The organism is Salinibacterium hongtaonis, assembly GCF_003065485.1.
GTDB lineage: Bacteria > Actinomycetota > Actinomycetes > Actinomycetales > Microbacteriaceae > Homoserinimonas > Homoserinimonas hongtaonis.
The window spans coordinates 446415-471321 of the sequence record NZ_CP026951.1 but is presented as its reverse complement, the minus strand read 5'-3'; the positions used below and the strand labels follow the sequence as shown (position 1 = coordinate 471321).

The following is a 24907-nucleotide window of genomic DNA, read 5'->3' as shown; positions in this document are numbered from 1 at the left end:
AGAGACGCGAACGCTCCGTGTAGAGGAAGCCGATGAAACTGCCCGCGATCGACCCCCAGGTGTTTCGCACCGTGATGTCGCACTTTGCGACAGGCGTGGTCGTCGTGACCGGCCGCGACGCCGACGGCACACCAGCGGGAATGACGGCGCAGTCATTTAGCTCACTCTCGATTGACCCGCCTCTTGTGCTGGTGTCGCCAGCCCGAAGTTCAACCTCGTGGCCCAAGATCGAGCCACAGGGGGTGTTTGCGGTGAACGTGCTCTCGGCAGAACAGGCACCGCTCAGCAGAACCTTCGCCCGAAGCGGGGGCGACAAGTTCGCTGACGCTCCGTGGCACGAAGGGGAGCTCGCGATTCCACTGCTCGACGGAGCACTCGCTCACATCGAATGCACCCTCGAGGCCGAATACCCCGGCGGCGACCACCTGATCGTGGTGGGCAAGGTCGCGGCGCTGCACACCGACTTCAGCGGCGACACCCTCGAACCGCTGCTGTTCTACCGCAGCGCATATCGAACCCTCGGCGCACAGCAGCCCACTATTCCCTAACCGCGTCGGTTAGGAGGTGACCGCGGGAGGCTCGCCAGCATCCGGAACCGAGCGCACGCTGCGCCACCCTTCAACTCCCAGGAGAACAAGGGCAAGGCCAATACCGGCATAGGTGAGGTATTCGGACGGATCGATCGACTCGCCCAGCAGGACGATCGACACCGCGACCAGAACGATCGGCTCGACATAGCTGAGGAGCCCGAAAAGGCTGAAGCTCAGCAGACGGCTCGCGACGATATAGAGAGTGAGGGCGACGGCGCTCACCGCCCCGAACATCACGAGCATTGCGATCGGAAGCTCCCCGCCCTGCGCGACGACCGACCCCGGTCCAACGGCGAACCACACGCTCGGAACTAACAGGATGACAAGCTCGACGAGCATGGCGCCCGGCGTATCAATGCCCAGAGCGCGCCGAATAACAAAATAGATCGGATAGCCGATGGCCACGGCAGCGGTCGCCCACGAAAGCCCGTCCGCCGCGAAGAATGCCGCAGCAACGCCGACCAGCGCTGCGCCCACCGCGACCGTGCGAAGTGCCCCCAGCCGCTCCCCATGAACGATCACGCCAACCACAACCATGACCAGGGGCATCAGAAGGTAGCCGATGGCGACATCCAACCCATGCCCCGTGCTCGGACCCCACGCGAAGAGCCATAGCTGCAGCCCCAGAAGCGCGGACGACACGAGCACGAGCGGAAGAACGACGAGCGGGCGTGCTGCAATGAGCCTCACCGTTGCGACGACGGATCGCCACGACTTGATGGCGATGAGCAGGACCACCATGAACGGCACCGTGAGGATGATGCGCCACGACACCGCCTCGAACGTGCCCAGATCGCCCAACGCCGCCGGGATGAAATAGACGACGCCAAAGAGCACGGACGCGGCGATGGAGGCGATGACCCCACGGCTCCGCAAACCAAGCGACTCAGAAGGATGGGGCACCTGCATATTCTGGCAGCAGAACGACAGGCCCGGGTTGCGGAGAAGGCCAGCGATGGCGGGGTGGACACTGGAGGATCTCAGCAGCAAATGTCCGTGGTTCGCCACGTAAGCTACTGGTGGCCATTCGCCCTCCGCTCCATCGAAAGAAGTCATGAGTACAGCGAACACGCGCACCCGCAAGAAGCAGGACGACGGGCCTCGCGCCCGGTTCAGCGAACTTCTGCCCTATTTGTTGGAGCACAAGAAGGTGCTCAGCGTCGTGATTGTGCTCAGCATCCTGGGGGCCGCCGCCTCGCTCGCGCAGCCGCTGCTCGTGAACCAGCTCATCGTTGCCGTTGGCGAAGGCAACCCCCTCACCACGTTCGTCACCGTGCTCGTCGTGCTCGTGGTGGTATCGGCGATCATCAGCGGCTACCAGCACTATCTGCTTCAGCGCACGGGAACCGGGGTCGTATTCTCCGCCCGACGCCACCTGATCTCCCGGATGCTCCGTCTGCCCATCCGCGAATACGACACCCGCCGCACGGGCGACCTCGTCTCCCGCGTCGGCTCGGACACGACACTGTTGTATGCCGTCATGACCCAGGGGCTCGTCGACGCGATCGGCGGAGTGCTCATCTTTGTCGGCGCGATCATCGCGATGCTCATCATCGACCCCGTGCTGCTCGGACTCACGATGCTCGTGATCGTGCTTTCTGCCGTGATCGTTGGAGCACTCTCTGGCCGCATCCGCCGGGCCAGCCAGGCCCAGCAGCAGAAAGTCGGCGACCTGGCCGCCGCCGTCGAGCGCGTGCTCGGCGCCATTCGTACGGTGCGAGCCGCCAACGCCACCGACCGCGAATACGCGGCAATCGAAAAGGAGGCCGAGGGCGCCTACCGCCGCGGAATCGACGTCGCCAAGGTCTCTGCGCTCGTGGTTCCCGTCGCGGGCATTGCCCTGCAAGTCTCGCTGCTCACCGTGCTCGGCGTGGGCGGCTTCCGCGTCGCCGCTGGCGACATCACGGTGGCCTCACTCGTGACCTTCATCATTTTTCTCTTCATGCTGATCAGCCCGCTCGGTCTGGCCTTCGGTGCCGTGACCTCGGTGAACCAGGCCCTCGGAGCCCTCGGGCGCATCCAAGAAATCATCGCTCTGCCAAGCGAGGCAGAAGAGGATGCCGCAATCGCGGCCGTCGCGCCCGTGGAATCAAACGACGCCGTTACGTTCGAGAACGTGGAATTTCGCTACCCGGAATCGGCCCACAAGACAGAGGCAGAAAAGCTTCTCGCCGCAGAGCTCGGCGAATCTGCCGTGGACAGCCCCCGAGACCGCACCGTGCTTCGCGGAGTCTCGTTCTCGGTGCCGCGCGGGCAGCGCATCGCCCTCGTTGGCCCATCCGGCGCCGGCAAGTCGACGATTCTCTCCCTCATCGAGCGCTTCTACGACCCCACGGCGGGCGTCGTGCGACTCGGCGGCCAGGATGTTCGCGCGCTCGACCGCGAAGCCCTGCGCGCACAGATCGGATATGTGGAACAGGACGCGCCCGTTCTGGCGGGAAGCATCCGCGACAACCTGACGCTCGGCGCTCCCGATGCCTCGGACGAACGATGCGTTGATGTACTGGCCGCCGTGAACCTCACCGCTGTGCTCGACCGCGACCCTGCGGGGCTCGACGCCCAGGTCGGCGAGGACGGCGTGATGCTCTCGGGTGGAGAGCGCCAGCGTCTCGCCATCGCCCGGGCACTGCTGGCCGCGCCGCCCATCCTGCTGCTCGACGAGTCGACGTCGTCGCTCGACGGACTCAACGAACAGCTGCTGCGCGAGGCGATCGACGCCGTCGCCACGGGCCGCACCCTCATCGTGATCGCCCACAGGCTCTCGACGGTCGTCGACAGCGACCGCATCGTCGTGCTCGAGAACGGCACCGTCGTCGGAGAAGGAACCCACTCCGAGCTCGTCGTGTCGACCCCGCTCTACCGCGAGCTCGCGAAGCACCAGCTTCTCGTCTAGAACGTTCTTGCCGCCCCTCCGCGTTTCGCTATGGTCGGTATTTATATAGAGGGTATGCATTAGATACGGGGGCCAGGTGTCGGTACGGATGAGCATCCTGGCCATGCTCGCGGCGCAACCCAGCTACGGCTATCTATTGCGCGCCGAGTTTGATCGGCGAACCGGATCGGGCACCCCGCTGAACGTGGGGCAGGTCTATAAGGCGCTCGAGTTGCTGGAACGCGACGGGTACGCGACGCGAAGCGCGCACACGGATGACGATGGTCACGTGTTCTATGAGGCCACCGCCGAAGGCAGTGCAGCGGTGAGCCGCTGGCTGGCCACCCCCGAAACCGGCAGCGGTGGTGGCCGCAGCGACCTCGCCACCAAGGTGGCGATCGCGTGCAGCGTGCCGGGCATCGCTATCGAACCGATTCTTGAGACTCAGCGGGCTTCTGCTCGTGCGCGACGGTCGCAACTCGATGCGGAGACCATACCCACCAGCGGCGGGATCGGGCCCCAGCTCGTCGCCGACGCCACCACGTTCGACCTCGAGGCAGAGTTGCGCTGGCTCGATCAGGTGGAGGCACGGGTGAGGGCGGCCCGGGAATCTGGCGAGCCCCTGCACGTGCCGTTCGATCTGGACCCACCGCGGCGCGGTCGGCCGGCCAAGGTTTAGAGCCCGACGGTCGCGCGCATCGCGGGCATCGCGGGGCTGTGCTGTGCTGTGGCTCAGTCGATGGCGAGGGCGTACATTGCCACGGCCGCGGCGGCAGCGACGTTGAGACTGTCGATGCCGTGTTTCATGGGGATCTGCACTGTCGTGTCGGCGGCAGCGATCGCGCCAGCGGTAAGCCCCTCCCCCTCGGTGCCCAGGACGAGCGCGACCCGCTCTGGCGCGGCCGCGGCGAACTCGCGCAGACTCACCGCCTCTGGGGTGAGGGCAAGCGCGGCGATGTGGAATCCGGATGCCGTGAGCAGGGAGCGCGCGCGCTGCCAGCCGGGCGCCTCGCCCAGGCTCGCACCGCCGGGGTCGAGGCCAGCGCCGGGCAGCCGCGTCCACGGAACCTGGAGCACAGTTCCCATGCTCACACGAATGGCCCGGCGATAGAGCGGGTCGGAGCAGCGCTCGGTGACGAGCACAGCATCGGCGCCGATACCCGCTACGGAGCGGAAGATCGCCCCAACATTGGTGGGGTCTACGACGTTTTCGATGATGACGATGCGCCGAGCATCCGCGATCAGATCGGTGACTGATGGAAGCGGCGGACGCTCCATCGCCGCGATGAGTCCGCGGTGGAGGGTATAGCCCGTGAGCTCTGCAAGTAGCTCGCCCGGGCCAGAAAACACCGGAACGTGGTCGCCGACGAGGGCGACGGCCTCGTCGACACTTCCGCCGAGCGCCAGAACCGAGCGAACGGTGTGCCCGGCTCGGAGCGCTCGATCGAGCACGAGGGCGGACTCGGCGATGTAGAGCCCGAGGTCACCGCTCGGGTCACCGTTGTGGCCCGCCTTCTTGAGCGCCACATCGGTGCGGTGGGCAAAGTCGGAGAGCCGCGGGTCTCGCAGCGAATCGATAGCGATCACGGGCATGCGCCCATTGTCTCAGGCGACGTGCCGATGAAACGGCCTCTAGTGGTTGCGCAGCATACTGATCAGCTCGGCTTTGCGCTTACCCGAGTATCCGGAGAGTCCCAGCTCCTTCGCCCGGTTTCTCAGCTGATCGACCGTCTGATCGTCGTAGTCGCCCGACTTGCCACCCTTTCGGCCAACCGCCGAGCGGCCACGCTTGGCCGCTGCATTGGATATCCGGGCTGCCTTCTCCTTCGACGCCCCCTCGTCGCGAAGCGTTTCGTAGAGCTTGGGGTCTTTTAGGTTTGCGTTCCGCTGTCCGGGCACAGTGCCCTCCTCTCTAAAGAAACGTTGCCGAACCGCACCAGCCGAGCTTTGGCCCCACGCCGAAAAAGCATTCAGTGCAGAACGACGGGCGCTAGCCCGAGAATGGTCACGATTGCGGCGAGCGCGACCAGCGTGAGATATACGGCAACCTGCGTGTCATCGAGCGCAGAAAACCGTGCCACGTCACATCCCGTTACTCACCGCGCAGCGCACACCGATGGCGCGCCTTCCATGAACAGTGCCCACAGAATACGAGCGGCCGAGCGGCATTGTTAGGGGTTGCATTCGGCGTAGGCGCGGTCGGATGCTCTACCCTCCGGCGGCGTAAGGAAGTAGTCTGCTCTGACTCCGCGTTCGAAGGGAACCTACTGTGACGCTGCGCCGACTCGGCTCGTGGTTCGAGGAACTCCCTGTCGGCACGATCACGCACCACGCGATCACCCGCACCCTCACGGAGTCAGACAACGTGCTGTTCACAACCATGACGATGAATCCGCAGCCGCTTCACCTCGATGCTGACTTCGCCTCGCGCACCGAATTCGGCAGGCCCCTCGTGAACTCCCTCTTAACACTGAGCACTGTCATCGGCCTCTCGGTGCCCGAGCTCACTCTCGGCACGACGATCGCGAACTTGGGTTTCGGCTCGGTCGAGTTCCCCCAGCCAGTATTCGCGGGCGACACCCTTTCTGTCGTCACCGAGGTCACGGCCGCCCGGGCCTCACGATCGAGGCCAATGGCGGGGATCGTCGAATTTCGGCACGATGGCGTCAACCAGCGGGGCGAGCTAGTCTGTCGCGCTGTTCGCTCGGCTCTGATGCATCGAATCCCGTCGGAGGATTGAGAGCCAGCCTGTCTCTAAGCGAACGGGTCAGGCGTCATCGTGTATTTGGGTGCCAAATACTCGTGAATGCCCTCAAGCCCGCCTTCGCGTCCTAGCCCGGACTGTTTCACTCCCCCGAATGGCGCTGCCGCGTTGGAGAGCACGCCGACATTGAGCCCCATCATCCCCGTCTCGAGCGAGTCGATCAGGCGTTGACCGCGGGCAAGGTCCTGGGTGAATACGTAACCAACGAGCCCGTACTCAGTGTCGTTGGCCATTCGCACCGCCTCGGCCTCGTCGGAGAACGTGGAGATGGCGAGCACGGGCCCGAATATCTCCTCGCGCAAGATATCGCTTCCCGGCACGACGCCAGTGACAACCGTTGGCTCGAAGAAGGTTCCCTCACCCGCGATGGCGTTGCCTCCGGTCACCACCGATGCTCCTCGCCTCACGGCATCCTCAACAAGAGACTTCGCCTTGGCGACGGCTTTCTCGTCGATGAGCGGGCCGATCGTGACGCCATCCTCGGTGCCTCGTCCCATACGGAACGCCCGCACCCGCTCGGTCACGCGCGTGGCGAACTCCTCCGCTACGGACTCGTGCACGATAAAGCGGTTGGCCGCAGTGCATGCCTGGCCGATATTGCGAAACTTTGCCGCGATCGCCCCCTCGACGGCCTTGTCGAGATCGGCATCGTCGAAGACGACGAACGGGGCGTTGCCGCCCAGCTCCATGGAAGTACGGAGCACACCGTTTGCGGCCAATTTGAGCAGAGAAACGCCGACGGGAGTCGACCCCGTGAAGGACAACTTGCGAAGACGCGGGTCGGCGATGATCGGCTCGGAGACTGTGCTTGATGACGACGTCGTCAGAACATTCACAACTCCCTTGGGGAGACCCACCTCTTCGAGGAGCTTGACGAACATGAGGGTTGTGAGCGGTGTGAGCTGTGCGGGCTTGACAATCACGGTGCAACCGGCCGCGAGCGCAGGCGCGATCTTGCGGGTCGCCATCGCGAGCGGAAAATTCCAGGGTGTGATGAGAAAACAGGGGCCGACGGGACGCTGGGTGACGACCATCCGCCCCGTCCCCTCGGGGTTCGTTCCGTATCGGCCAGTAATCCGCACAGCCTCTTCGCTGAACCATCGAAGGAACTCGGCGGCGTAGGTGACCTCGCCCTGTGCCTCGGCGAGAGGCTTGCCCATCTCGAGAGTCATGAGCAGGGCGAAGTCGTCGCGCCGCTCGATGAGGAGGTCAAAAGCCCGGCGGAGCAGTTCGCCCCTGACCCGGGGTGCGGTCGCCGCCCATTCGGCCTGAGCTGCGGCGGCAGCATCCATGGCGGCCATCGCATCGTGTGCCGATGCACTGGCGATCGTCTTGATAAGGCGCCCAGTAGCGGGATCGGCTACGTCAAGGGTTGCCCCATCGGATGCTGTTCTCCACTGACCGCCGATGAACAGGCGGTCGGGCACAGCGGCAAGAAGGGTTGATTCGTCGAGCTTCGTCATTGAGTCCTCCGGCGCTTCAGGAGGTTCCAGCATAAACCGACCGAGCGGTATGTGATCAGACCGCGGGGATGTCGAGCGGCGAACCAGCACCTAATAATCGAGATGGGGATCGGCCACCTGCATCGTCTCGGGCGCGGTCGGAACCGTAAGCGGAGCATCCGTCGCCGCAATGACCTCGTCGACACTCGCCCCCGGCGCGAGTTCGCGCAGAACGAGGCCGTCGTCGGTCACATCGATCACCGCAAGATCGGTGATAATGCGATCGATCGCACCGCGGCCGGTTAGCGGCAGTGTGCACTCCTGCACGATCTTTGCCGTGCCATCCTTTGCCACATGCTCCATGAGCACGATTACGCGGTCGGCGCCGTTGACGAGATCCATCGCGCCGCCCATGCCCTTGACCATCTTGCCCGGCACAGCCCAGTTGGCAATGTCGCCCTTGACGGAGACCTGCATCGCACCGAGCACAGCGGCCTGGATGCGGCCACCGCGGATCATCGCGAAGCTCTGGGCCGAATCAAAGTACGAGGCACCGGGCAACACCGTTACGGTTTCTTTGCCCGCGTTGATGAGCTTGGGGTCCTCCTCGCCGCGCCACGGGTAGGGGCCGACTCCGAGGATGCCGTTCTCGGAGTGCAGAACGATGGTCTTGTCGGCGGGGATGTGGTTGGGGATGAGAGTCGGCAGGCCAATGCCGAGGTTCACATAGGAGCCGTCGGCCAGCTCCTGGGCCGCCCGGTAGGCCATCTGGTCTCGTGTCAGCGCCATCTCAGTTGCCCTCCTCGCGGTCACGAACCGTGACCTTTTCGATCGGCAGATCTGCCGCCTCCTCCGGAGTGAGCGCCACAACGGCGTCAACGAAGATTCCCGAAAGATGAACGTCGTCGGGGTCGATCTCGCCCGGCTCCACGAGCTCGTCGACCTCGGCGATCGTGTAGCGCCCCGCCATCGCGGCGAGGGGGTTGAAGTTGCGGGTCGCTCGCTCGAAAACAAGATTGCCGTGGCGGTCACCCTTGGCGGCACGCACGAGGGCAAAGTCGGTGCGGATGCCCGTCTCCAGCACGTATTCGCGCTCGGACCCGAGAGAATCGAGAACACGCGTCTCCTTGGCCGGAGACTGCGCGACCACGGTGCCCTCGGCGTCGTAGCGCCAGGGCAGACCGCCCTCCGACACCATCGTGCCCACTCCCGTCGCCGTGTAGAAGGCCGGGATGCCCGCCCCTCCCGCGCGCAGCCGCTCGGCGAGCGTGCCCTGCGGGGTGAGCTCAACCTCGATCTCCCCGCCCAGGTACTGCCGGGCGAATTCCTTGTTCTCGCCGATGTACGACGCGATCACCCTGCGGATGCGGCCGGCGCTGAGCAGCTCGCCCAGCCCCCACCCGTCAACGCCGCAGTTGTTCGAGACGACCTCGAGGCCGCCGGTTCCCTGGTTGCGCAGGGCTCGAATCAACGCCATGGGAACGCCGCTCAGGCCAAACCCTCCCACGGCAAGGCTCGCCCCCTCGGGAATCTGGGAGACCGCCTCCTCGGCGGATGCGCACGTTTTATCCACGACATAGTCCTCTCTGACAGCGTCTCACTCGGTGCGCGTGAACCGCCCGGGCAAAGGCCGCGAGAGCGGATGGCGCACTCTTCGAACTATAGAGGCACGCCGCTCCGGTCTAGGAATGCCGAATCGTCGCCCCGGCTTCGGCCAGATCGGTGAGAGCTTTCTCGCTCGACTCTGCGGCGACTCCGGCGACCAGATCGGTCAGCACGCTCACCGCGAGCCCGGCCTCCAACGCATCGCGGGCGGAGGCGAGCACGCAGTAGTCGGTGGCGATGCCCACGACATCCACGGCCGTGACCCCCGCCTCGGCGAGAAGCTGCGCGGCCGTCTCGCCCTCCTCCGTTGCGCCCTCGAACAGCGAATACGCCGGAGCGCCCTGTCCTTTGAAGACATGGGCGGTCACGGAAGCCGTAACCAGGTCGGGGTGGTACTCCGCACCCGTCGTGCCAGCCACGCAGTGAACCGGCCAGGTCGAGACAAAGTCTGGGGCAGCATCCGTTGCAAAGTGCCCGCCGTTGTCACCCTCGGCATCGTGCCAATCGCGCGAGGCGATGATGGCGTCGTAGCGCTGCGGATGCTCCGCGAGATACCGCGTGATGCCGGCGGCCACTGCGGCACCGCCGTCAACGCCCAGGGCGCCGCCTTCGGTGAAGTCGTTTTGAACGTCGATGATGAGAAGAGCGCGAGTCACGCGGCAATTCTAGGCTCGCGCGGTTCGCAGCGACTACCGCAATTCGGGGCGACCGCTATTCGGCGGCGCGCACGGCTCCCGAAAGGTTGTCTCCACACTCGTAGATCTTCTCCACCAGGTGCTCGAACGCGAGATTTGTCTCTGGTGACACCGCTCCCGTCGCCTGCAGAGACAGGGTGAGCACCGTCCCATCGGATGCCGTGAGGATGCCGCCCAGCGTCGCCGCGGTCGCGGTAGAGGTCCCAACCCCGGAGAAGGTGGAGTGCAGATGTGCCAGTTCACCGGCGAATCGGGGCGCCATAGTGCCAGAGACACCCGCGACCGGAAGGGCCGCGGTGATGCTCACGAGGGCCGGGTTGCTCACGGTCGCCGCGAGCAACCGAGCGAGAACCTCGGGAGGGGCCACTGTGGCAAGGTCGAGGCCCGAGCCGTCGCTCATGACGAGGGCGGCGGTGTCAACCTCGAGGGAGCCGAGCACAGAGCGATAAACCTGTTCGAGCGAAGCCGCCGTTCCGTCGCTTCCCACTGATGTTGAAGCCAGGCGGGCAAGCATGTCGGCGAGGGTGTTGTCGCCGAGCTGCAGCATTTGGGTGACGAGCACGCTCACGGGCTGCGACCACACTTCTGCCAGCAGGGGGCTATCCGGCAGAACGGCCCCCGTGGAAATCGCGGTGCCGCTGCCGAGCCCCAGGGCGGAGATGAACGCCGCCGCTGCCGACGCAACCGGGTCCTCGCCGCGCGGGCTCGTCACGACCGCGGGGTCCTGCCGGTCACCGTCGACCATGAGCGGTGTGATGTTGGCCTGCGTGCCGACCGTGCGTTCGGCCGACGCCCATCCCGCATCCCAGGGTTCGCCGCTCCACAGGGTCGAGTCGACCATCACCTGCGTTATCGAGAATGCGGGCTGCTCCGGCGCGGCGGGAGCAGGGGGTGGAGACGGCCTAGGCCCTGGCCTGCCCCCTGGACCCCGGCGGCCATCGTCGTCTTCGTCGTCCTCCTGCACGGGGGCTGGCGGATATAGCTTCGCGAGCGCTGCGGTCGTTTGGGCGGCGAGGTCGTTCATTCGCGGGGCCCCCGCGTAGACACTCTCGACCCCCGATGGCAGAGCAGAAAGCGTGGCGTCCCCGCCTCCCACCAGCACCACGCTTCCCGCGATGCTGCCCTCATAGACCCTGGTCGGGATGCGCGTGTCTGGCCCCAGCACTTGCAGCGCAACGATGGCGGTTGCCACTTTGGAAAGCTCAAGAGTAGAGATGGGGGCGCCATCTCCCCGAGCCAAAAGTTGTTCACCCGTCGAGACGGAGACCACGGATGCTGCGAGCTCCGCCAGCGCTGGCTCCGACGTATCCACCGTGCAGGTGCGCAGGCGAACGGGCCCTGCCGCGAGTTCGGGGGCAAACCTGGCGGCAGCCTCTGGCTCGACCGCAGCGAGGGCAGCCATCGAGGCCCGCCCCGAGCCCACCCCTGCCATGACGACCGCGGTGGCGAGAACGACAACCACAATGGCCGCCCCAGCCATGAGCAGCTGCCTGGGGCTTCTCGCCCACGACCTCACTGCAGCGACAACCGATGTGGCCGCCGCGGAGACTCCGCGCGCCGACGACCGCGCAACCGCTGACGCCGCACGCGCCACCTTCGCCGCACCCGCACCCGCACCCGCGCGCGTGCCAGCAGATCCCTGTGCCGGGCGCGACTCTGAGGCGGCACGCCCGCGGGCATGCTGCGACAGGGCTTCTCGGGCCTGACGACGGGTTGGGGGCTGACCCGGCTCGATCATCCGCTCATCGTAATGGAGGGCACCCCGCGCCGCGAAAGTTATTTCAGAGCGTGGAGGCCAGACCCGCCGCTGCCGGGTACTCCAAGCCGATCCGCTGCCGAATGGCGTCGAGAATCTGCATCACCTGCACAGAACCCTCCGGCGGCATGAGGTCGCCCGCGACCGAGCCGGAAGCCACCAGCCGCTCGAGCTCCCAGGCCTGAAACTGCATACCCCTGCTGCCCGCGGCAGAATCGTCTGCCTGACCCCGTTCGAATCGCTCGACCACAGCATCCGCAGAGTCGTAGACCGTAAACGATGTGGGCGAATACCAGACGGCGTCGATCTCGATGCGGCCGTTCGTGCCGATGACGGATGCCCGGTTGGGACCCTGCGTATCGAGCGCGGTGTGAAGCACCGCCCTGCGCTCGCCGAACTCGAGGATGATCGCGGTCTGCCGGTCGACTCCGGTTGGCGTAAAGGTTGCGCTGGCGAGCACTCCCGTCGGCACACCGAACAGGTCATGGGCAAACGACACGGGATAGACGCCCAGGTCGAGCAACGCGCCGCCCCCGAGCGCTAGGTCGCGCATACGGTGCATCGGGTCCGACGGCAGCAACTGGTCATGGTCGGCAATAAGAGTCACAACCTCGCCGATCGTGCCGGCCGCGATGATCTCGCGAAGGCGCACCATGTGCGGCAAGAATCGTGTCCACATCGCCTCGAGCACAACGAGCCCGCGTTCCGCGGCGAGGTCGACGACCTGCCGGGCCTGCTCCGCTGTAACGGTGAAGGGTTTCTCCACGAGCACATGTTTGCCCGCTTCGAGCGCGAGGAGCGCCGCGCTCACATGGAAGGTGTGCGGGGTCGCGACGTAGACGACGTCGACCTCGGGGTCGGCGACCAGCTCCGCATAGCTGCCGTGGGCGCGAGGGATGCCGAACTCCTGGGCGAATTCTTCTGCAGATTCGAGCCGACGAGAGCCGACGGCCACAACGTCGAACCCGTTCGCGATCAGGTCCTTCGTCTGTAAGCGAGCGATGCCGCCCGGCCCCAATATTCCCCAGCGCAGCGACATTGCCGACTCCCGTTCCCGCCCCGTCGGGGCGTCGTGGCGTCCAGGCTACCGGTGGAGTCGGTTAGCAGCTACCCCAGCGGGCGGCAGCACGCATGAAGCTCTGCGGCTCGTCGATGGTGGCGCCAACGCCTCCGTGGGTGGCGGCGAAGAAGACGCACATTCCCGCGACCGCTCCGGCGTAGTCGGGCTGGTACAGGGAGAGCTGGTGTTTGGGTGACTCCCACCACTTGGTGGCGACGGATGCTCCGCTATCGCCGGTTCCCCCGGCCAGATTGCCATCGCATCCGATGCTCGGCACACCGTCGCTGCGCTCTGAGCCGATGTGGCCCCATGCGCTCAGCGGGTCGTCGCTCGGGTCTTCTGCCATCCACACCAGGCGGTCGAGCATGCACTCGTCGTGGCGAAAGTTGGCGGCAGGCAGCGGGAGTAGGCAGTTGGCGATGCGGATCTCGTTGTATTCGGCTGCGAAGTCCGCCAGATCGTCGCTTGTCGTTCCCGTGATGACTCCGTCGCCGGCGGTGCGGGTTTCCACGGATGCCGTTGCGCCCGAGGCCGGGGACGGGCAGTTGCCTCCGACCAGCTCGATGGCCGCTCGGCGCGCGGCCGCCGCGGTGTCGAGGTCAGCCTCGAGTGCCTCGATGGTGGTGTCAGTCGCGACGAAATCATTCGAGGGCGTCGCCTCTGCGGCCGCTGTGGCGAGGCTTGAGACGTGAGGGGCCGCCTGCCAAAAGGAGGGGCCGCTGCCTCCGACGAAGGGGAGGACGAGGGTGAGCACGGCACTAGAGGCAGCGATCAGCGTTGCGAAGCGCTTCATTGTGGACCCCTTTGCATCCTGCAGCCGTACCCCATATGCCGTCCTTGGCATTGGCTCAACACTAGGTGTGTCGGGGTACGGGTACAACCGATCTGGGGTACAAAACGCGGGTTAGTGCCCCGAAATGGGGGAGATTTCGGGGGACAATTCGCCTAACCGCTGCTGCGGGGCGACCGAGGCCGACCCTGATTTGTCCCCCATTCGGCCGACTACGCTGTCACCCCGTTGTAAGTTGCCGCCGCTGCTGGCAGAGTCATCGTTATGCAGGAACCGATAAGAGCTCTGACCAATAAGGTCATCCACATACTCAATCGGTTCGACCCCATGGGGCTCACTCCCGGGATGGGCGATGGCACCCCGTGGGATGAGTATGAGCCCGAGGCGCGAGACCTTGCAGCCATACTTCAGGCGAGCGGCACCATCACGGGCGCGCAGGTCGATGCCATCTGGTTTCGCTGGTTTGGCCAGAACACCGATGCGGCGGATGCGATCGCAACCTCCCTGCGAAGCGCGGCTCCGCGGCGACCGCGCTGAGCCGGCCGCGCTGACCCGGCGGCGCTGACCCGGCGCGCTGACCCCGGCGCTCAGCGACCGATGCGGTCGAAGACGTAGTGCACGACTCCCGAGGGTGAGGATGTCGCCTCGATGGCAAACCGCTGGTCGAGGTTCTCGAGGCCATCCCAGAGGCGAACGCCGCGGCCCAGGATGATCGGCACGACAACAATGTGCATGTAGTCCACGAGGTCGGCCTCGAGAAACTCGCGTACGACCGTCGGCCCTCCGCCGAGGCGAACGTCGAGCCCGCCCGCGAGGGTCGTTGCCAGGTCGAGCGCTTCGCGCGGCGCCAGGTCGCGAAACATGAACGTCGTCTCCCCCACCACAAGGTCGGGCCGCGCGTGGTGGGTCAGCACAACAACGGGTGAATGAAACGGCGGCTCTTCGCCCCACCAGCCACGCCAGGATTCATCCCGCCACGGGCCGACCTGCGGGCCGAACTTTCCCCTGCCCATGATCTCCGCGCCGATGCCCCGGTTCGTCGCGGCGGCAAAGGAGTCGTCAATGCCGCGGGTTCCGCCGCCGACGGCTTCATTCTCGTGGCCGGACATGCTCACGAAGGTGTGTGTGGGAAAAAACCATCTCGCCAGCCGATCGCCCGCGTGACCAAAGGGGGCATCAACAGAGAGCCCCTCGCCTGTGGAGAAACCATCCAGCGAGACCATCAGATTATGAACCCGAAGCTTAGTCATGCCGCCACGATACGGCCCGAGGTGTGCCTAGGCGAGAGACAAGAATGCCTTCTCCAGCTCGGCCACCGTGAGCCGGGGTCGCTGCCCGGCGACCGGCGCATCCGACTCCTGATCATCATCCGTAACGCACTGCCGCATCGCCGAGGAGATGATGGCGAAGCCAGCCCTATCGATAGCGCTCGACACTGCGGCGAGCTGGGTGATGACATCCCGGCAGTCGCCCCCGTTCTCGACGGCCGCGATGACCGCGGCGAGTTGCCCCTGTGCACGCTTGAGCCGGTTGGCAACCTTGCGCACTGCCTGGGCATCGTGGATCTGGCCGGAGCCAGCCCGCTCATAATCGGCACCAGCGCCGATAGCGCCCTCCGCGGCCGCGGAATCGTCGGCAATCGCGGAATCGTCGGCAATCTTGGTCATGGAGTCTCTTTTCTCGGGAAGGATGTGGTCGTGGCGGTCACGGCCGAAGAGAGGTGGCGGATGCCCCGGCGGAGTGGCGCACCTGCGCTGCGGTCCCCTCGGCCCACGTCTTCAGGCCGCCATCGAGGTTGCTGACGCTGTAGCCCAGTTGCCCCAGCAGTCGGGCAGCGGTGTGCCCGCGTTGGCCCACCTGACAGTGAACCACGAGGGGAGCATCCGGCAGCTCGCCGTGGCGGTCACGGAGCTCATCGAGCGGCAGGTTAATGGCACCGGGAATGCTGGCGGAGGCATGCTCCCCCGCCGTTCGCACGTCGACCAACACCGCGCCCGCGGCGAGGGCGGCATCCAGTTCGTGCCATTGAATCGTGCGCGTTGCCCCGGTCGCCAGGTTTTCTGCGACGTAGCCGAGCAGGTTGACGGGGTCTTTGGCCGACGCGAACTGCGGCGCATAGGCCAGCTCTAGCCGCGACAGCCCGGAGGCGGTGATGCCCGCCGTCATCGCGACGGAGATGACGTCGATTCGCTTGTCCACACCGTCGCGGCCCACGATCTGGGCGCCCAGAATGGCGTCCGTCTGCGGATCCACGAGAAGCTTCATCGCCATCTGCTGCGCGCCGGGGTAGAAACCGGCGTGCGAGGCGGGGTGAGTGTGCACAATGCGATGGGGGCGGCCGGAGGCCACGAGCCGCTTTTCGCTCCAGCCCACGGTGGCGACGACGAGGCCGAGAACGCCGATGATCGAGGTGCCGAGAGCCGGTGCCGCATCGAGGGTCGAGGCGCCGGCGATCGCATCGGCAGCCGCACGGCCGTGCCGGTTGGCGAGTCCCGCCATGGTGACCAGCGTCGGTTCGGAATCGACGTGATCGATTTTCTCCACGCCGTCGCCGACCGCCCAGATGGCGGGATCGCTCGTGCGTTGCTGAGCATCGACGGCGATGCCGCCGGTCGCTCCGATGAGCAGGCCCGCCGCGCGGGCGAGGTCCGACTGCGGCCGAACGCCGCTGGCCTCGATGATCAGGTCGGCGGGCACGCTCGAGCCATCACTCAGCAGCACCGCGCCGTCGGAGGCCGAGGTCACGGTGGTGCCCGTGCGAACATCCACTCCTGCTTCGATCAGGGCGCGATGCACCGGCTCGGCCATCTCGGGGTCGAGGGGCGACATCACCTGACAGCCGCGCTGCACGAGGGTGACCGCGACACCGCGGGCAACCAGGTTCTCTACGGCCTCAAGACCGATGAAGCCCGCCCCCACAACGACTGCGTGCGCCTCGGGCCCAGCGGCATCGAGGACCTCGGTCACCCGGTCGACATCGTCGACGGTGAGCAGCGTGTGAGTGGGGATATCGGATGCCGTGGCGCGGGCACTAGCGCCGGTCGCGATAACGAGGTCGTCATACTGCTCGACGAGCCTCTCGCCGGTCGCCCGGTTGATAACGCTCACGGTCTTGGCTTCCGCGTCGATGGCGACGACATCGTGCTGCACGCGCACATCCAGGGCGAAGCGGGCGGCGAGAGACTCCGGCGTCTGCAAGAGCAGCGACGACCGCTCGGCCACGATTCCCCCCACGTAGTAGGGAAGGCCGCAGTTGGCGAACGACACATACGGGCCTCGTTCGAGCACCACGATGTGGCGCTTTTCGTCGAGCCTGCGCAGTCGGGTCGCGGCGGACATTCCGCCAGCGACGCCTCCGATGATGATCGTCTTCATGGTTCGAGGATACCCCCTGGGGTATAGTCGTGCAAGCGGCGAACCCTTGCGCCGCACCTCCCACCCCCGAAAGGAACACCCTCTTATGTGCCGACAGATCACCTGCAAGACCTGCGGAAAAACAACCTGGGCGGGCTGCGGTCAGCACGTCGACGAGGTCATGCGCGGAGTCCCCCGCGCCGACCGCTGTGCCGGCCACGAGTCAGAACCATCGACCGGCGGCTTCTTCAGCCGGCTCTTTTCGCGCTAAGCGCCGCCCGAAAACGGCTGCGCCAATCGCTGCCCGAAAAGGGCTGCGCTGCAAGCGCTGACCGCGAGCCCTAAAGCTCGATCGGCACGGGCGGCTCGGTCTCGGCAACCTCGGGGTGACGAGCGAGATTCACGAGGGCCGCGACCAGCCCTCCCCACACGGTAACCATGGAGATAATCATCATGACAATCGCCGTCGGGGTCATGCGCGCCCTCCTTCGATGCGTTCGGCAGGCACACGCACAGTGTCTGTTTCGGGGTCGGGATCGTAACGCTCCTCGGCGAGGAACTCGTCATACTCTGGATCGTCCTTGGCTCGGGAGCGGCCGCTCCAGGGCAGCAGCGACAGCAGCTGCGCGAGCACAACCAGAGCGACCACCATGCCCCACCCGAAAACGGCCAGGAACCAGGTGGGGTACCCGCCATACGGCTCCGAAATCTTGGCGATGAGCTCGCTCACAAACAGGTAGCCCAGCACGATGGGCGCAAGCGCCGCGACGAGAACCTTCCAGAGCATGCCGACGCGAAAGCTCGAGCGCGAGTTGAGGTGGGCCGCCAGCACCGGCAGCCTGTGCAGCAACCAGGCCACCACGATGACGGCCACGAGCGCTACGGCCATGATGCCAAAGGCGTTGACGAAGGCATCCGTTGTGTCGAGCACCGCAAGTGCGGTCGTCGTGGAGAACAGGGCCGTGGAGACGATGGCGAGCGGGATGGACACGGTCAGGGTTGTGCGAACCCGCGCCCAGCCGAGCTTGTCCTGCAGCGCGGCCACGATCACCTCGAGGATCGAAATGAGCGAGGTGACACCGGCGAAAACGAGCGCGCCAAAGAACAGCACACCGATGATCGTGCCGCCGGCCGCCTGAGAGACGATCGTGGGGAAGGCGATAAAGGCAAGACCGATGCCGGATGTTGCGACCCCCGCGACATCCGTCCCCTGGGCCTGCGCCATGAACCCGAGGGCGGCGAAGACTCCGATGCCCGCGAGAATCTCGAACCCGGAGTTGGCGAACGCGACCACCAGGCCGGAGCCGGTGAGGTCGGTCTTGCGCTTGAGGTAGGAGGCGTAGGTCACCATGATGCCGAACGCGACCGAGAGCGAGAAGAAGATGTGCCCATACGCGGATGCCCAGACGCCCGGGTCGGCGAGTGCCTGCCAGTTGGGGGTGAAGAAGGCGTTGAGCCCCTCCATCGCACCCGGCAGGAACAGGGACTGCACGACGAGAATCGCGAACATCACCGTGAGCAGCGGCATGAGCACCATGTTGGCGACGCCGATTCCGCGCTTCACGCCGAGCGCCATGATCACGATCACGGCCAGCCAGACGAGTATCAGCGGGATGCCCACCTGCGGCACGAACGTGGTTGACAGGCCTCCTTCGGCAACATCCCCCATCTGCAGAAAGTCGGTAAAGAAGTAGTCCTCTTCGTTGCCTGCACCCCAGGCCAGCTGCGCCGAGAACCACGTGTACATTGACGCCCAGGCGATGATGACGGCGTAGTACACCGCGATGACGACGCAGATGAGCACCTGCCACCAGCCGAGCGGCTCGGCGGCACGATGCATCCTGCGAAAGGCGAGCGGAGCGGAGCCACGGAACCGGTGGCCGATCGCGTAGTCGAGAAAGAGCAGCGGGATGCCCGCGGTGAGCAGGGCGCACAGATACGGGATGAGGAAGGCCCCGCCCCCACCCTCATAGGCGACGTAGGGAAAACGCCAGATGTTTCCGAGACCAACGGCAGAGCCGATAGCCGAGAGGATGAACACATTCCGCGAGCCGAAGGCTTCGCGCTTGCGGGTCTGAGTCGTAGCAGTCGCCATGCCGAGACGATACCCCAGCATGGGGGCCACCGATGCATGCCCTCCCTATACCGGCCCGTGCCGCGCCCCGGGATTACTCGGTGTCTTCCTCCGGCTCGAAGGTGGATTCTTCACCGGTATAGCCGGCCGCTACGCCCTTCGGATCGGCCGGAATCGTGCCATCCTTGCCCACGCCATCAGGCTTTGTTGTGCCTTCTTCGTCGTTGACGGGCTCATTCTTCTTCGATTCAGACATCTCTCGTCACTCCTTCTGTCCCGTGACGTCCATGGTTGCGTGGGGCCAGAGTACAACCGAGATTCCGGCCCTCCCAGTCTTCTGAGCGCACTGCCAGCGACGAAGCGCCGTGGCCGAGCCATCATGCTCGACCACGGCGCTTGTGTCCGCTGCTCGCCCGGAGATCCGGGCTCAAGGGTCAGACCGTGACCATTCGCTCCTTCTACCGGGGAGCTGGCTGAGCAGCCAGGGACCCGACGGGGAGGTTCGCGTCGCGCACCTCCTTGTACTGGGGCAGGTCGGTGTAGAGCTCGTCGCGGAGCGGGTTCCGGCGCCGCTTGACGATCGTGTACACCTGGTAGGCCGCGACGGCGATGTTGACCGCGAGCGACAGGGCCGACACGACGAATAGGGCGGCCGGGTTGTGCGAGGACTCCACGGCGAACGGCGAGGTGCTCACGAACGCGGGAACCGCCATCGTGAACATCATCCAGAGCGCCAGGGTGTGCGCACGGTGCTGCAGCCACGCGCCCTTCTTGATGAAGAAGGCGGGGATGGTGCAGGAGATGAGCAGTGCGGCACCGGCGTAGAACGAGTGGTCACCGACGCAGTTGTAGACGTAGGCGAAGTTCCACAGGTCGTACGCGATGATCCAGAACCACATCATGTCGGGCCAGATCATGTCCTTCGTCTTGTCGCGGGAGATGAAGATGCCCGCCCAGCCGCAGATGGTGACGAGGTTGAGGATGCCAGCGATGGCGTTCATGTAGTTCCACGGTCCGCCGACCATGAAGACGCCGTCGTGCATGCCCTGCAGGTTCGCGACCTCGAAGTCACGGATGACAGCCTCACCGATGTTGATCGCGAGGATGAGCGCAGGGAAGATGAGCACCCACTTCTTCGCCGCGAGACGGGGGACGTAGCGGATGAGCATGAAGCCCAGACATCCGGCCAGCGCGGAGTAGACCTTCACCCAGTGGAACCACGTGCCGGTCGACGATCCTTCACCGGCGGTGGTCGGCCACACGAAGATCGTGAGCAGCAGTGGCAGCGCGACGAAGAAGGCGATGCCCGCCCACTTCCAACGCCGTGTCACCTCATTGAGGGCGATGAGCCCAACCAGGACGATGCCGGACATCGCCCATGAATACCAGGGAATTGATTCGTACAAGAACATTGTTTTTCGGACCTCTCCTCAGCGGCCCGCTGGACGCGTGCCGTCCCTGTACACAACGGTAGAACTATCTGTCTAGTAGGTCACTAGACATCGTGACAAATGCGTCAAGATCGGTGCGCCCCGGGGCGCCCGGAGGTACGGTGAGGCATGGCCGGGACCCTCGAACGGCGGCGACGCGGGGATGCGCGCGACGCCCTCGCGGAGGCCCTCAAGTCGCGCCTTAGGGCCGTGCCGTTGGATCGCGTGACGGTCACCCAGCTCACCAACGACTGCGGTCTCACACGACAGGCCTTCTACTACCACTTTCCCGACGTGCGCCGCCTCGCGGAGTGGGTGTTCGAGACCGAGGTCGCCGCCCGCGTGCGGGCATACGCGTCGGAGCTCGGGTGGGCCGACGGGCTCGTGCAGCTCATGCGGTACATGCGCGACAACCGTTCATCGACCCTCGGGGTGCTCGGCGGGCTCGGCCGGTCGGGGCTTGAGCGATTCCTCTTCGACCAGATGCGGCCAATCACAGAGTCCGTCATGGAGCAGGACGGCGGCGGGCCGGTACAGGCGCAGGATCGCATCCTGGTCGTCGACTTCTACACCTCGGCGGTGCTCGCCGTAGTGCTGCGCTGGGTCGCGGACGGGATGGTCGAACACCCCTACCGCGTCGTCGGCGACCTCGAGATCATGCTGCACGGCGCGATCCGGGAGTCCGTCCGCCGGCTCGACGCCCGCGCCACACCGCACCGCCTCACGTGAGGGCGTTGCGATCGTGGGGCCGAGGCGTTTCTGTCCAGCCTTAACGGGTGGTCGGTTCAGGGGCCAGGATCTCTGATGGGAAGGGTCGTCCATAGGCTCACCAGAACATCGACCGGATCCTTCGGCTTCGCTGAGTGGGCAGGCGCGCCCGACCGGTGACTACAGCCGCTTGAGCGTGAGAGTGGCCGTAATGCCCGTCGCTGGCGCGGTGCCCTCCGAGTGGAGCGTGATAAGCGATCCTGCATAGAGTTGGACCACCCCGGAGTGCTCGACCGTTCCACCGTCGACGAAAACCTTCAGGGTGGGGCCGGACGGCATATCAACATTGACCGTGGGGAGATAGACGCGACTTCGGTCCAGAGGCTGCGTACCGATATGGACAACGAAGGACCGAAAGTCGCTCGCGGCGAGGGACGCGGTCGAGACCCTGCCCGAGACGGGGCGCACCGAATAGCTGATCTCGTAGTAGCCGGTCTGGTTGACGATGATTCCATCGGAAGTACTTTGGAAGTACGTGGCGTTGCGGCTGAAACCGGGGAACGCCACCAGGCCACTCCCGGCCACGCTCTGGACACCGCTGACTGCATCTGCCCAGGGCACCGATCCGTTGGCCCCCGCAGGACCGGCAGGACCAGCAGGGCCAGTCGCGCCCGTTGCGCCAGCGGGGCCGGCGGGGCCGGCGGGGCCGATAGCGCCGGTTGCGCCAGCGGGGCCGGTCGCGCCCGCTGGGCCGGTTGCGCCGACAGATCCGGTTGCGCCGGTTGCACCCGCGGCTCCGTCCGCACCTTTCTCGCCAGCATCGCCCTTAGCGCCGGCGGAGCCGTCTTTGCCGTCAACGCCATCGCGACCGTCTTGCCCGCTGGCGCCGGTGGCTCCTCGCTCGCCGGTGTCGCCCCGCTCTCCGTCTACGCCGGGGGCGCCGGCCTCCGCAGACGTGGCGGTCACTACGGCCGCTCCCGCTGCGCCACTGCCGAGCCCGAGGACGACAGCGAGGGCGAGCACGAATACGGTTGTCTTGCGGGTGCCGAGCATGTGACGGTTTCCTTTGTCCAGGCGCTTTCCGCGCGTTATCGAGTCCGCGCTTGGACGCAATGTTTACCTATCGAATCTCGCGCCCAGGCCGAAAGGCTCGCGAGCGCAGCAGCAAATCCGCAGTGGATGCTGGGCGCTGGGAACAGAGAGAAACACCGCGTCCTGCAGCAACCCAAACCAGCATATCGGATGATGTGAAACCAGCATATCGGATGATGTGGATGGGCAAAAAGCGCACGGAATGGCCAAAAGGACAGGAGCAAGCTCACTGATCCAGCGGCCTGAATCGCCCCGGCATGTCCGGAGAGCGTATTACTGGTGTCAGCCCGCTCGTTCGAGAGGTTCCGTCAGAGCGTAGTCGAGGTGCTCGAGTTCGACGGGTGTGAGGTCGTGGATCGAGCCGTGGATGCGCTCCGTGTTGAACCAGTGGACCCACCCAGCGGTTGCGGCCTCGACCTGGTCAACGTCTCGCCATGGGCCTTCGTGATGAATGAGCTCGGTCTTGTAGAGCCCGATCTGCGACTCGGCCAGGGCGTTGTCGTAGGCATCGCCAACGGAGCCGACCGAGGGGTCGATGCCCTCCTCGACGAGCCGGTCGGTGAACGCAATCGAGGTGTAGACGCTGCCGGCATCGGTGTGATGGGTCAGTGCAGTGAAGTCGTCGGCGCCCTCACGGCGGCGGGTGAACAGCGCCATCTCTAGGCAGTCGAGCACGAGCGGCGTCGTCATGCTGGTCGCCGCCCGCCAGCCGAGGATCCGGCGGGAGTGCGCGTCGAACACGAACGCGACGTAGACCCAGCCGGACCACGTCCACACGTAGGTGAAATCGGCCACCCAGAGCTGGTTCACTCGAAGCCTTGCGAAGTGCCTGTCGACGAGGTCAGCCGGTCGGGTCTCCCGCGGATCGATATCGACCAGGCGACGGCGCTTGCCGCGCACCACGCCCGCGATCCCAAGTTCGCGCATGAGTCGCTCCACCGTGCAGCGGGCGATGTCGTGCCCCTCGCGGCGGAGCCGTAGCCAGAGCTTGCGGGCGCCCAGGAGCCGGCGCTGCGCCTGCCAGGTGGTCAAGATGATCTGCTTCCACCGTTCATCCGCCAGCACGCGCGCCGAGGGACCGCGCCCTCGGGCGTCGTAATAGGTCGATGGGGCGATCCGTGCCCCGTGCTCAGTGAGCACGGAACAGATCGACTCGACACCCCACCGCAAACCGCCATCGGTGCGGTCCTTGTGCGCCTCGATGAAGGCGACTATCGCTGATGTGGCCGGTCGAGTTCGGCCGCGAAGAAAGCTGACGCCGCCTTCAAAATCTCGTTCGCCCGACGCAACTCAGCGTTTTCGCGCTTGAGCTTCTTGATCTCCGCCTGCGCCTCGGTCGTCAGCCCGGGACGCTGCCCGGTGTCAACCTCGGCGCGGCGGCACCAGAGACGGATTGTCTCCGGTGAGCCGACGCCGAGCATCTTCGCGACCGCGCTCAGCGCGGCGTACTCGCTCGGATAGTCAGGGCGCACCTCGGCGACCATACGGACAGCGCGCTCACGAAGCTCGCGCGGATATTTGCTGGGTCGTGCCATGAGACAGATCCTTCCAAAGAACTCTGTCTCCGGACATGCCGGGGCGATTCAGCCGGATATTTGTGGAGCCGCCTGTCAGAATCGAACTGACGACCTTCTCATTACGAGTGATTTCCAGTGCGTTGACGACGACGTTCGCCACACCGCGTCCGGCCTGGCGATTTCCGCTTGAGCGAGCGTGAAGAGCCGGGTGAGTTCATCGCCGGACCCGATGTCCTTTCGTCGCCCGAACTGGGGTGTATACGAGCAAACGAGCAACAAGTTAGACAGGGGGCTCAGCAGACGGTGGGGGAATCGATGGCGCAGGGGCCGCGCGACTGGAGTCCGGCAGGGCACTGGGACGAGCCCCCAAGGCCGCCCACTACACGGTATGTGACGGCAACCCCCGCGGCGCCCCGACGCGGCCAGCCGAGACTTCTCGCTCTACTCTCGATCCTCTTCGGCTTGGCCGCCTGCTGGTTCCCTCTCGCCCTCAGCGACGCCGACCCCGGTTACCGGGGTTGGGTGATCACCACTGCGGGTATCACCGCCGTGGGTTTCGCGATCACTGCCAGCCGGATTCGCTCCTCCCACGGATACTCCACCGGTGTGCTTCCAGTCCTTGGCGGGACCTTGGGCGCAATCGGCACGGTCCTGTGTTTGTGGAGCGCTGCGGCCTTCTACTGGCCTGAGTCGGTCCCTTCGCTGCCTCAGCTGCCAAGCCCTGCAAACGAAAGCCCTGCGGCTTTCCCTCCGGATCCGCTGCTCGCACCGGTGGCGTCACCAACGGCGGCGCCCCCTGTCGTCGAGCCGATTGCCGGCGCAGCCATTACCGCTCCGGACGAGCAGCTCCTCGCTAACGTGCGCCATGTGGCAAGGAACCTGTGCACCGGCGTCGCAGCTTCCAAGCAGATGGGGATGCAATATGGCAGCGGGTTCGGTGGGGTGCCGTTGTCGCTGACGGTCGGGGCGGATGGCACAGTGAGCGGCGGTACGGCGACGTACTCGCAGCTGCCGATTGACATGGCTCTCGAGTATTTCGGTACGCCGGAAGGGGACTATTCCCTCACCGTCCGCGATATCGTCAGCGGGCTCGGCGTCGGCTGCGACTCTTTTAGCGACAACTTGGTGACCCGCTAAATCGCAGCGCTTACGATTCAG

28 protein-coding genes are annotated in these 24907 nt (G+C 65.7%); 8 read left to right on the top strand and 20 right to left on the bottom strand.

Annotated elements, in window-relative coordinates; genetic code table 11:
- The first annotated feature begins 32 nt into the window (after window positions 1-32).
- A complete protein-coding gene (locus tag C2138_RS02410) occupies window positions 33-548 on the top strand; it encodes a flavin reductase family protein (protein ID WP_108515252.1) in 516 nt (171 codons plus the stop codon).
- 9 nt (window positions 549-557) lie between these two features.
- On the opposite strand, the gene rarD is transcribed toward C2138_RS02410, so the two are convergent.
- Window positions 558-1493, bottom strand: coding sequence for an EamA family transporter RarD (gene rarD / locus C2138_RS02405; RefSeq protein WP_159078111.1), 936 nt, complete (start codon window positions 1491-1493; stop codon window positions 558-560).
- Window positions 1494-1644: 151 nt separating this feature from the next.
- Between rarD and C2138_RS02400 the strand changes: the two genes are divergently transcribed.
- Both C2138_RS02400 and C2138_RS02395 read left to right on the top strand, forming a co-directional pair.
- Window positions 1645-3483: an ABC transporter ATP-binding protein gene (locus C2138_RS02400; RefSeq protein ID WP_108515248.1), complete on the top strand. Its 1839-nt coding sequence runs from the start codon at window positions 1645-1647 to the stop codon at window positions 3481-3483.
- 88 nt (window positions 3484-3571) lie between these two features.
- Window positions 3572-4141 (top strand): PadR family transcriptional regulator, encoded by a 570-nt coding sequence (locus C2138_RS02395; RefSeq protein ID WP_241961153.1) that lies wholly within the window; start codon window positions 3572-3574, stop codon window positions 4139-4141.
- 53 nt (window positions 4142-4194) lie between these two features.
- Here C2138_RS02395 and C2138_RS02390 read toward each other — a convergent pair whose 3' ends face one another.
- From C2138_RS02390 to C2138_RS02380, 3 genes are all read right to left on the bottom strand, one after another.
- Window positions 4195-5055 carry a TrmH family RNA methyltransferase gene (locus C2138_RS02390; protein ID WP_108515244.1) on the bottom strand — a complete coding sequence of 287 codons (861 nt, stop codon included), beginning with the start codon at window positions 5053-5055 and terminating at the stop codon, window positions 4195-4197.
- A gap of 39 nt (window positions 5056-5094) precedes the next feature.
- Entirely contained in the window at window positions 5095-5361 is a 267-nt protein-coding gene (locus C2138_RS02385) for a Rho termination factor N-terminal domain-containing protein (RefSeq protein WP_108515242.1), read from the bottom strand.
- Window positions 5362-5432: 71 nt separating this feature from the next.
- Entirely contained in the window at window positions 5433-5543 is a 111-nt protein-coding gene (locus C2138_RS02380) for a DUF6328 family protein (RefSeq protein WP_241961152.1), read from the bottom strand.
- 188 nt (window positions 5544-5731) lie between these two features.
- On the opposite strand from C2138_RS02380, the gene C2138_RS02375 reads away from it, so the two are divergent.
- Window positions 5732-6202 carry a MaoC family dehydratase gene (locus C2138_RS02375; protein WP_108515240.1) on the top strand — a complete coding sequence of 157 codons (471 nt, stop codon included), beginning with the start codon at window positions 5732-5734 and terminating at the stop codon, window positions 6200-6202.
- Window positions 6203-6216: 14 nt separating this feature from the next.
- On the opposite strand, the gene C2138_RS02370 is transcribed toward C2138_RS02375, so the two are convergent.
- The 7 genes from C2138_RS02370 to C2138_RS02340 all read right to left on the bottom strand — a co-directional run bounded on the left by C2138_RS02370 (window position 6217) and on the right by C2138_RS02340 (window position 13577).
- Window positions 6217-7689, bottom strand: a complete 1473-nt coding sequence (locus tag C2138_RS02370) for an NAD-dependent succinate-semialdehyde dehydrogenase (RefSeq protein WP_108515238.1) — start codon at window positions 7687-7689, stop codon at window positions 6217-6219.
- 90 nt (window positions 7690-7779) lie between these two features.
- Window positions 7780-8457 (bottom strand): CoA transferase subunit B, encoded by a 678-nt coding sequence (locus tag C2138_RS02365; protein WP_108515236.1) that lies wholly within the window; start codon window positions 8455-8457, stop codon window positions 7780-7782.
- Window position 8458: 1 nt separating this feature from the next.
- On the bottom strand, window positions 8459-9241 hold the full coding sequence (locus C2138_RS02360) for a CoA transferase subunit A (RefSeq protein ID WP_108515234.1): 783 nt from the start codon (window positions 9239-9241) through the stop codon (window positions 8459-8461).
- Window positions 9242-9350: 109 nt separating this feature from the next.
- Window positions 9351-9929, bottom strand: coding sequence for an isochorismatase family protein (locus C2138_RS02355; protein WP_108515232.1), 579 nt, complete (start codon window positions 9927-9929; stop codon window positions 9351-9353).
- Between the two features lie 55 nt (window positions 9930-9984).
- Window positions 9985-11706: a D-alanyl-D-alanine carboxypeptidase gene (locus tag C2138_RS02350; RefSeq protein ID WP_108515230.1), complete on the bottom strand. Its 1722-nt coding sequence runs from the start codon at window positions 11704-11706 to the stop codon at window positions 9985-9987.
- A gap of 43 nt (window positions 11707-11749) precedes the next feature.
- Complete coding sequence (locus C2138_RS02345; protein WP_108515229.1) at window positions 11750-12763, bottom strand: Gfo/Idh/MocA family protein; 1014 nt, start codon at window positions 12761-12763, stop codon at window positions 11750-11752.
- A 61-nt stretch (window positions 12764-12824) separates the two neighbouring features.
- Window positions 12825-13577, bottom strand: a complete 753-nt coding sequence (locus tag C2138_RS02340) for a hypothetical protein (RefSeq protein WP_108515227.1) — start codon at window positions 13575-13577, stop codon at window positions 12825-12827.
- Window positions 13578-13838: 261 nt separating this feature from the next.
- On the opposite strand from C2138_RS02340, the gene C2138_RS02335 reads away from it, so the two are divergent.
- Window positions 13839-14111 carry a hypothetical protein gene (locus tag C2138_RS02335; protein WP_108515225.1) on the top strand — a complete coding sequence of 91 codons (273 nt, stop codon included), beginning with the start codon at window positions 13839-13841 and terminating at the stop codon, window positions 14109-14111.
- A gap of 50 nt (window positions 14112-14161) precedes the next feature.
- Here C2138_RS02335 and C2138_RS02330 read toward each other — a convergent pair whose 3' ends face one another.
- Genes C2138_RS02330 through C2138_RS02320 form a run of 3 tightly spaced genes read right to left on the bottom strand, consistent with a single transcriptional unit; the run spans window position 14162 to window position 16949 of the window.
- A complete protein-coding gene (locus tag C2138_RS02330) occupies window positions 14162-14824 on the bottom strand; it encodes a dihydrofolate reductase family protein (protein WP_108515223.1) in 663 nt (220 codons plus the stop codon).
- A gap of 27 nt (window positions 14825-14851) precedes the next feature.
- Window positions 14852-15241 carry a metal-sensitive transcriptional regulator gene (locus C2138_RS02325; RefSeq protein ID WP_108515222.1) on the bottom strand — a complete coding sequence of 130 codons (390 nt, stop codon included), beginning with the start codon at window positions 15239-15241 and terminating at the stop codon, window positions 14852-14854.
- Between the two features lie 37 nt (window positions 15242-15278).
- Window positions 15279-16949: an FAD-dependent oxidoreductase gene (locus C2138_RS02320; RefSeq protein ID WP_108515220.1), complete on the bottom strand. Its 1671-nt coding sequence runs from the start codon at window positions 16947-16949 to the stop codon at window positions 15279-15281.
- 85 nt (window positions 16950-17034) lie between these two features.
- Between C2138_RS02320 and C2138_RS13975 the strand changes: the two genes are divergently transcribed.
- Complete coding sequence (locus C2138_RS13975) at window positions 17035-17199, top strand: DUF8730 family Cys-rich protein (protein WP_491044359.1); 165 nt, start codon at window positions 17035-17037, stop codon at window positions 17197-17199.
- A gap of 70 nt (window positions 17200-17269) precedes the next feature.
- Here the strand turns inward: C2138_RS13975 and C2138_RS02315 are convergent, their stop codons facing one another.
- The 4 genes from C2138_RS02315 to C2138_RS02305 form a co-directional block, all read right to left on the bottom strand.
- Window positions 17270-17404, bottom strand: a complete 135-nt coding sequence (locus tag C2138_RS02315; RefSeq protein ID WP_108515218.1) for a methionine/alanine import family NSS transporter small subunit — start codon at window positions 17402-17404, stop codon at window positions 17270-17272.
- Complete coding sequence (locus C2138_RS02310; protein ID WP_108518696.1) at window positions 17401-19023, bottom strand: sodium-dependent transporter; 1623 nt, start codon at window positions 19021-19023, stop codon at window positions 17401-17403. Before C2138_RS02310 ends, C2138_RS02315 begins: the two co-directional genes overlap by 4 nt.
- A 73-nt stretch (window positions 19024-19096) precedes the next feature.
- Window positions 19097-19258 carry a hypothetical protein gene (locus tag C2138_RS13710; RefSeq protein WP_199220458.1) on the bottom strand — a complete coding sequence of 54 codons (162 nt, stop codon included), beginning with the start codon at window positions 19256-19258 and terminating at the stop codon, window positions 19097-19099.
- A 202-nt stretch (window positions 19259-19460) separates the two neighbouring features.
- Window positions 19461-20414, bottom strand: coding sequence for a DUF5692 family protein (locus tag C2138_RS02305; RefSeq protein WP_108515216.1), 954 nt, complete (start codon window positions 20412-20414; stop codon window positions 19461-19463).
- 147 nt (window positions 20415-20561) lie between these two features.
- On the opposite strand from C2138_RS02305, the gene C2138_RS02300 reads away from it, so the two are divergent.
- Window positions 20562-21161 carry a TetR/AcrR family transcriptional regulator gene (locus tag C2138_RS02300; protein WP_108515215.1) on the top strand — a complete coding sequence of 200 codons (600 nt, stop codon included), beginning with the start codon at window positions 20562-20564 and terminating at the stop codon, window positions 21159-21161.
- A gap of 159 nt (window positions 21162-21320) precedes the next feature.
- Here C2138_RS02300 and C2138_RS02295 read toward each other — a convergent pair whose 3' ends face one another.
- Window positions 21321-22193 carry a collagen-like domain-containing protein gene (locus tag C2138_RS02295; protein ID WP_108515214.1) on the bottom strand — a complete coding sequence of 291 codons (873 nt, stop codon included), beginning with the start codon at window positions 22191-22193 and terminating at the stop codon, window positions 21321-21323.
- 321 nt (window positions 22194-22514) lie between these two features.
- Window positions 22515-23767, bottom strand: a protein-coding gene (locus C2138_RS02290; protein WP_108515212.1) for an IS3 family transposase whose coding sequence is annotated in 2 segments (ribosomal slippage) — window positions 22515-23485 and window positions 23485-23767 — 1254 coding nt in all. Because the reading frame shifts where the segments join, the coding sequence is not laid out codon by codon here.
- Between the two features lie 753 nt (window positions 23768-24520).
- On the opposite strand from C2138_RS02290, the gene C2138_RS13575 reads away from it, so the two are divergent.
- On the top strand, window positions 24521-24886 hold the full coding sequence (locus C2138_RS13575; protein WP_159078110.1) for a hypothetical protein: 366 nt from the start codon (window positions 24521-24523) through the stop codon (window positions 24884-24886).
- Window positions 24887-24907: the final 21 nt, after the last annotated feature.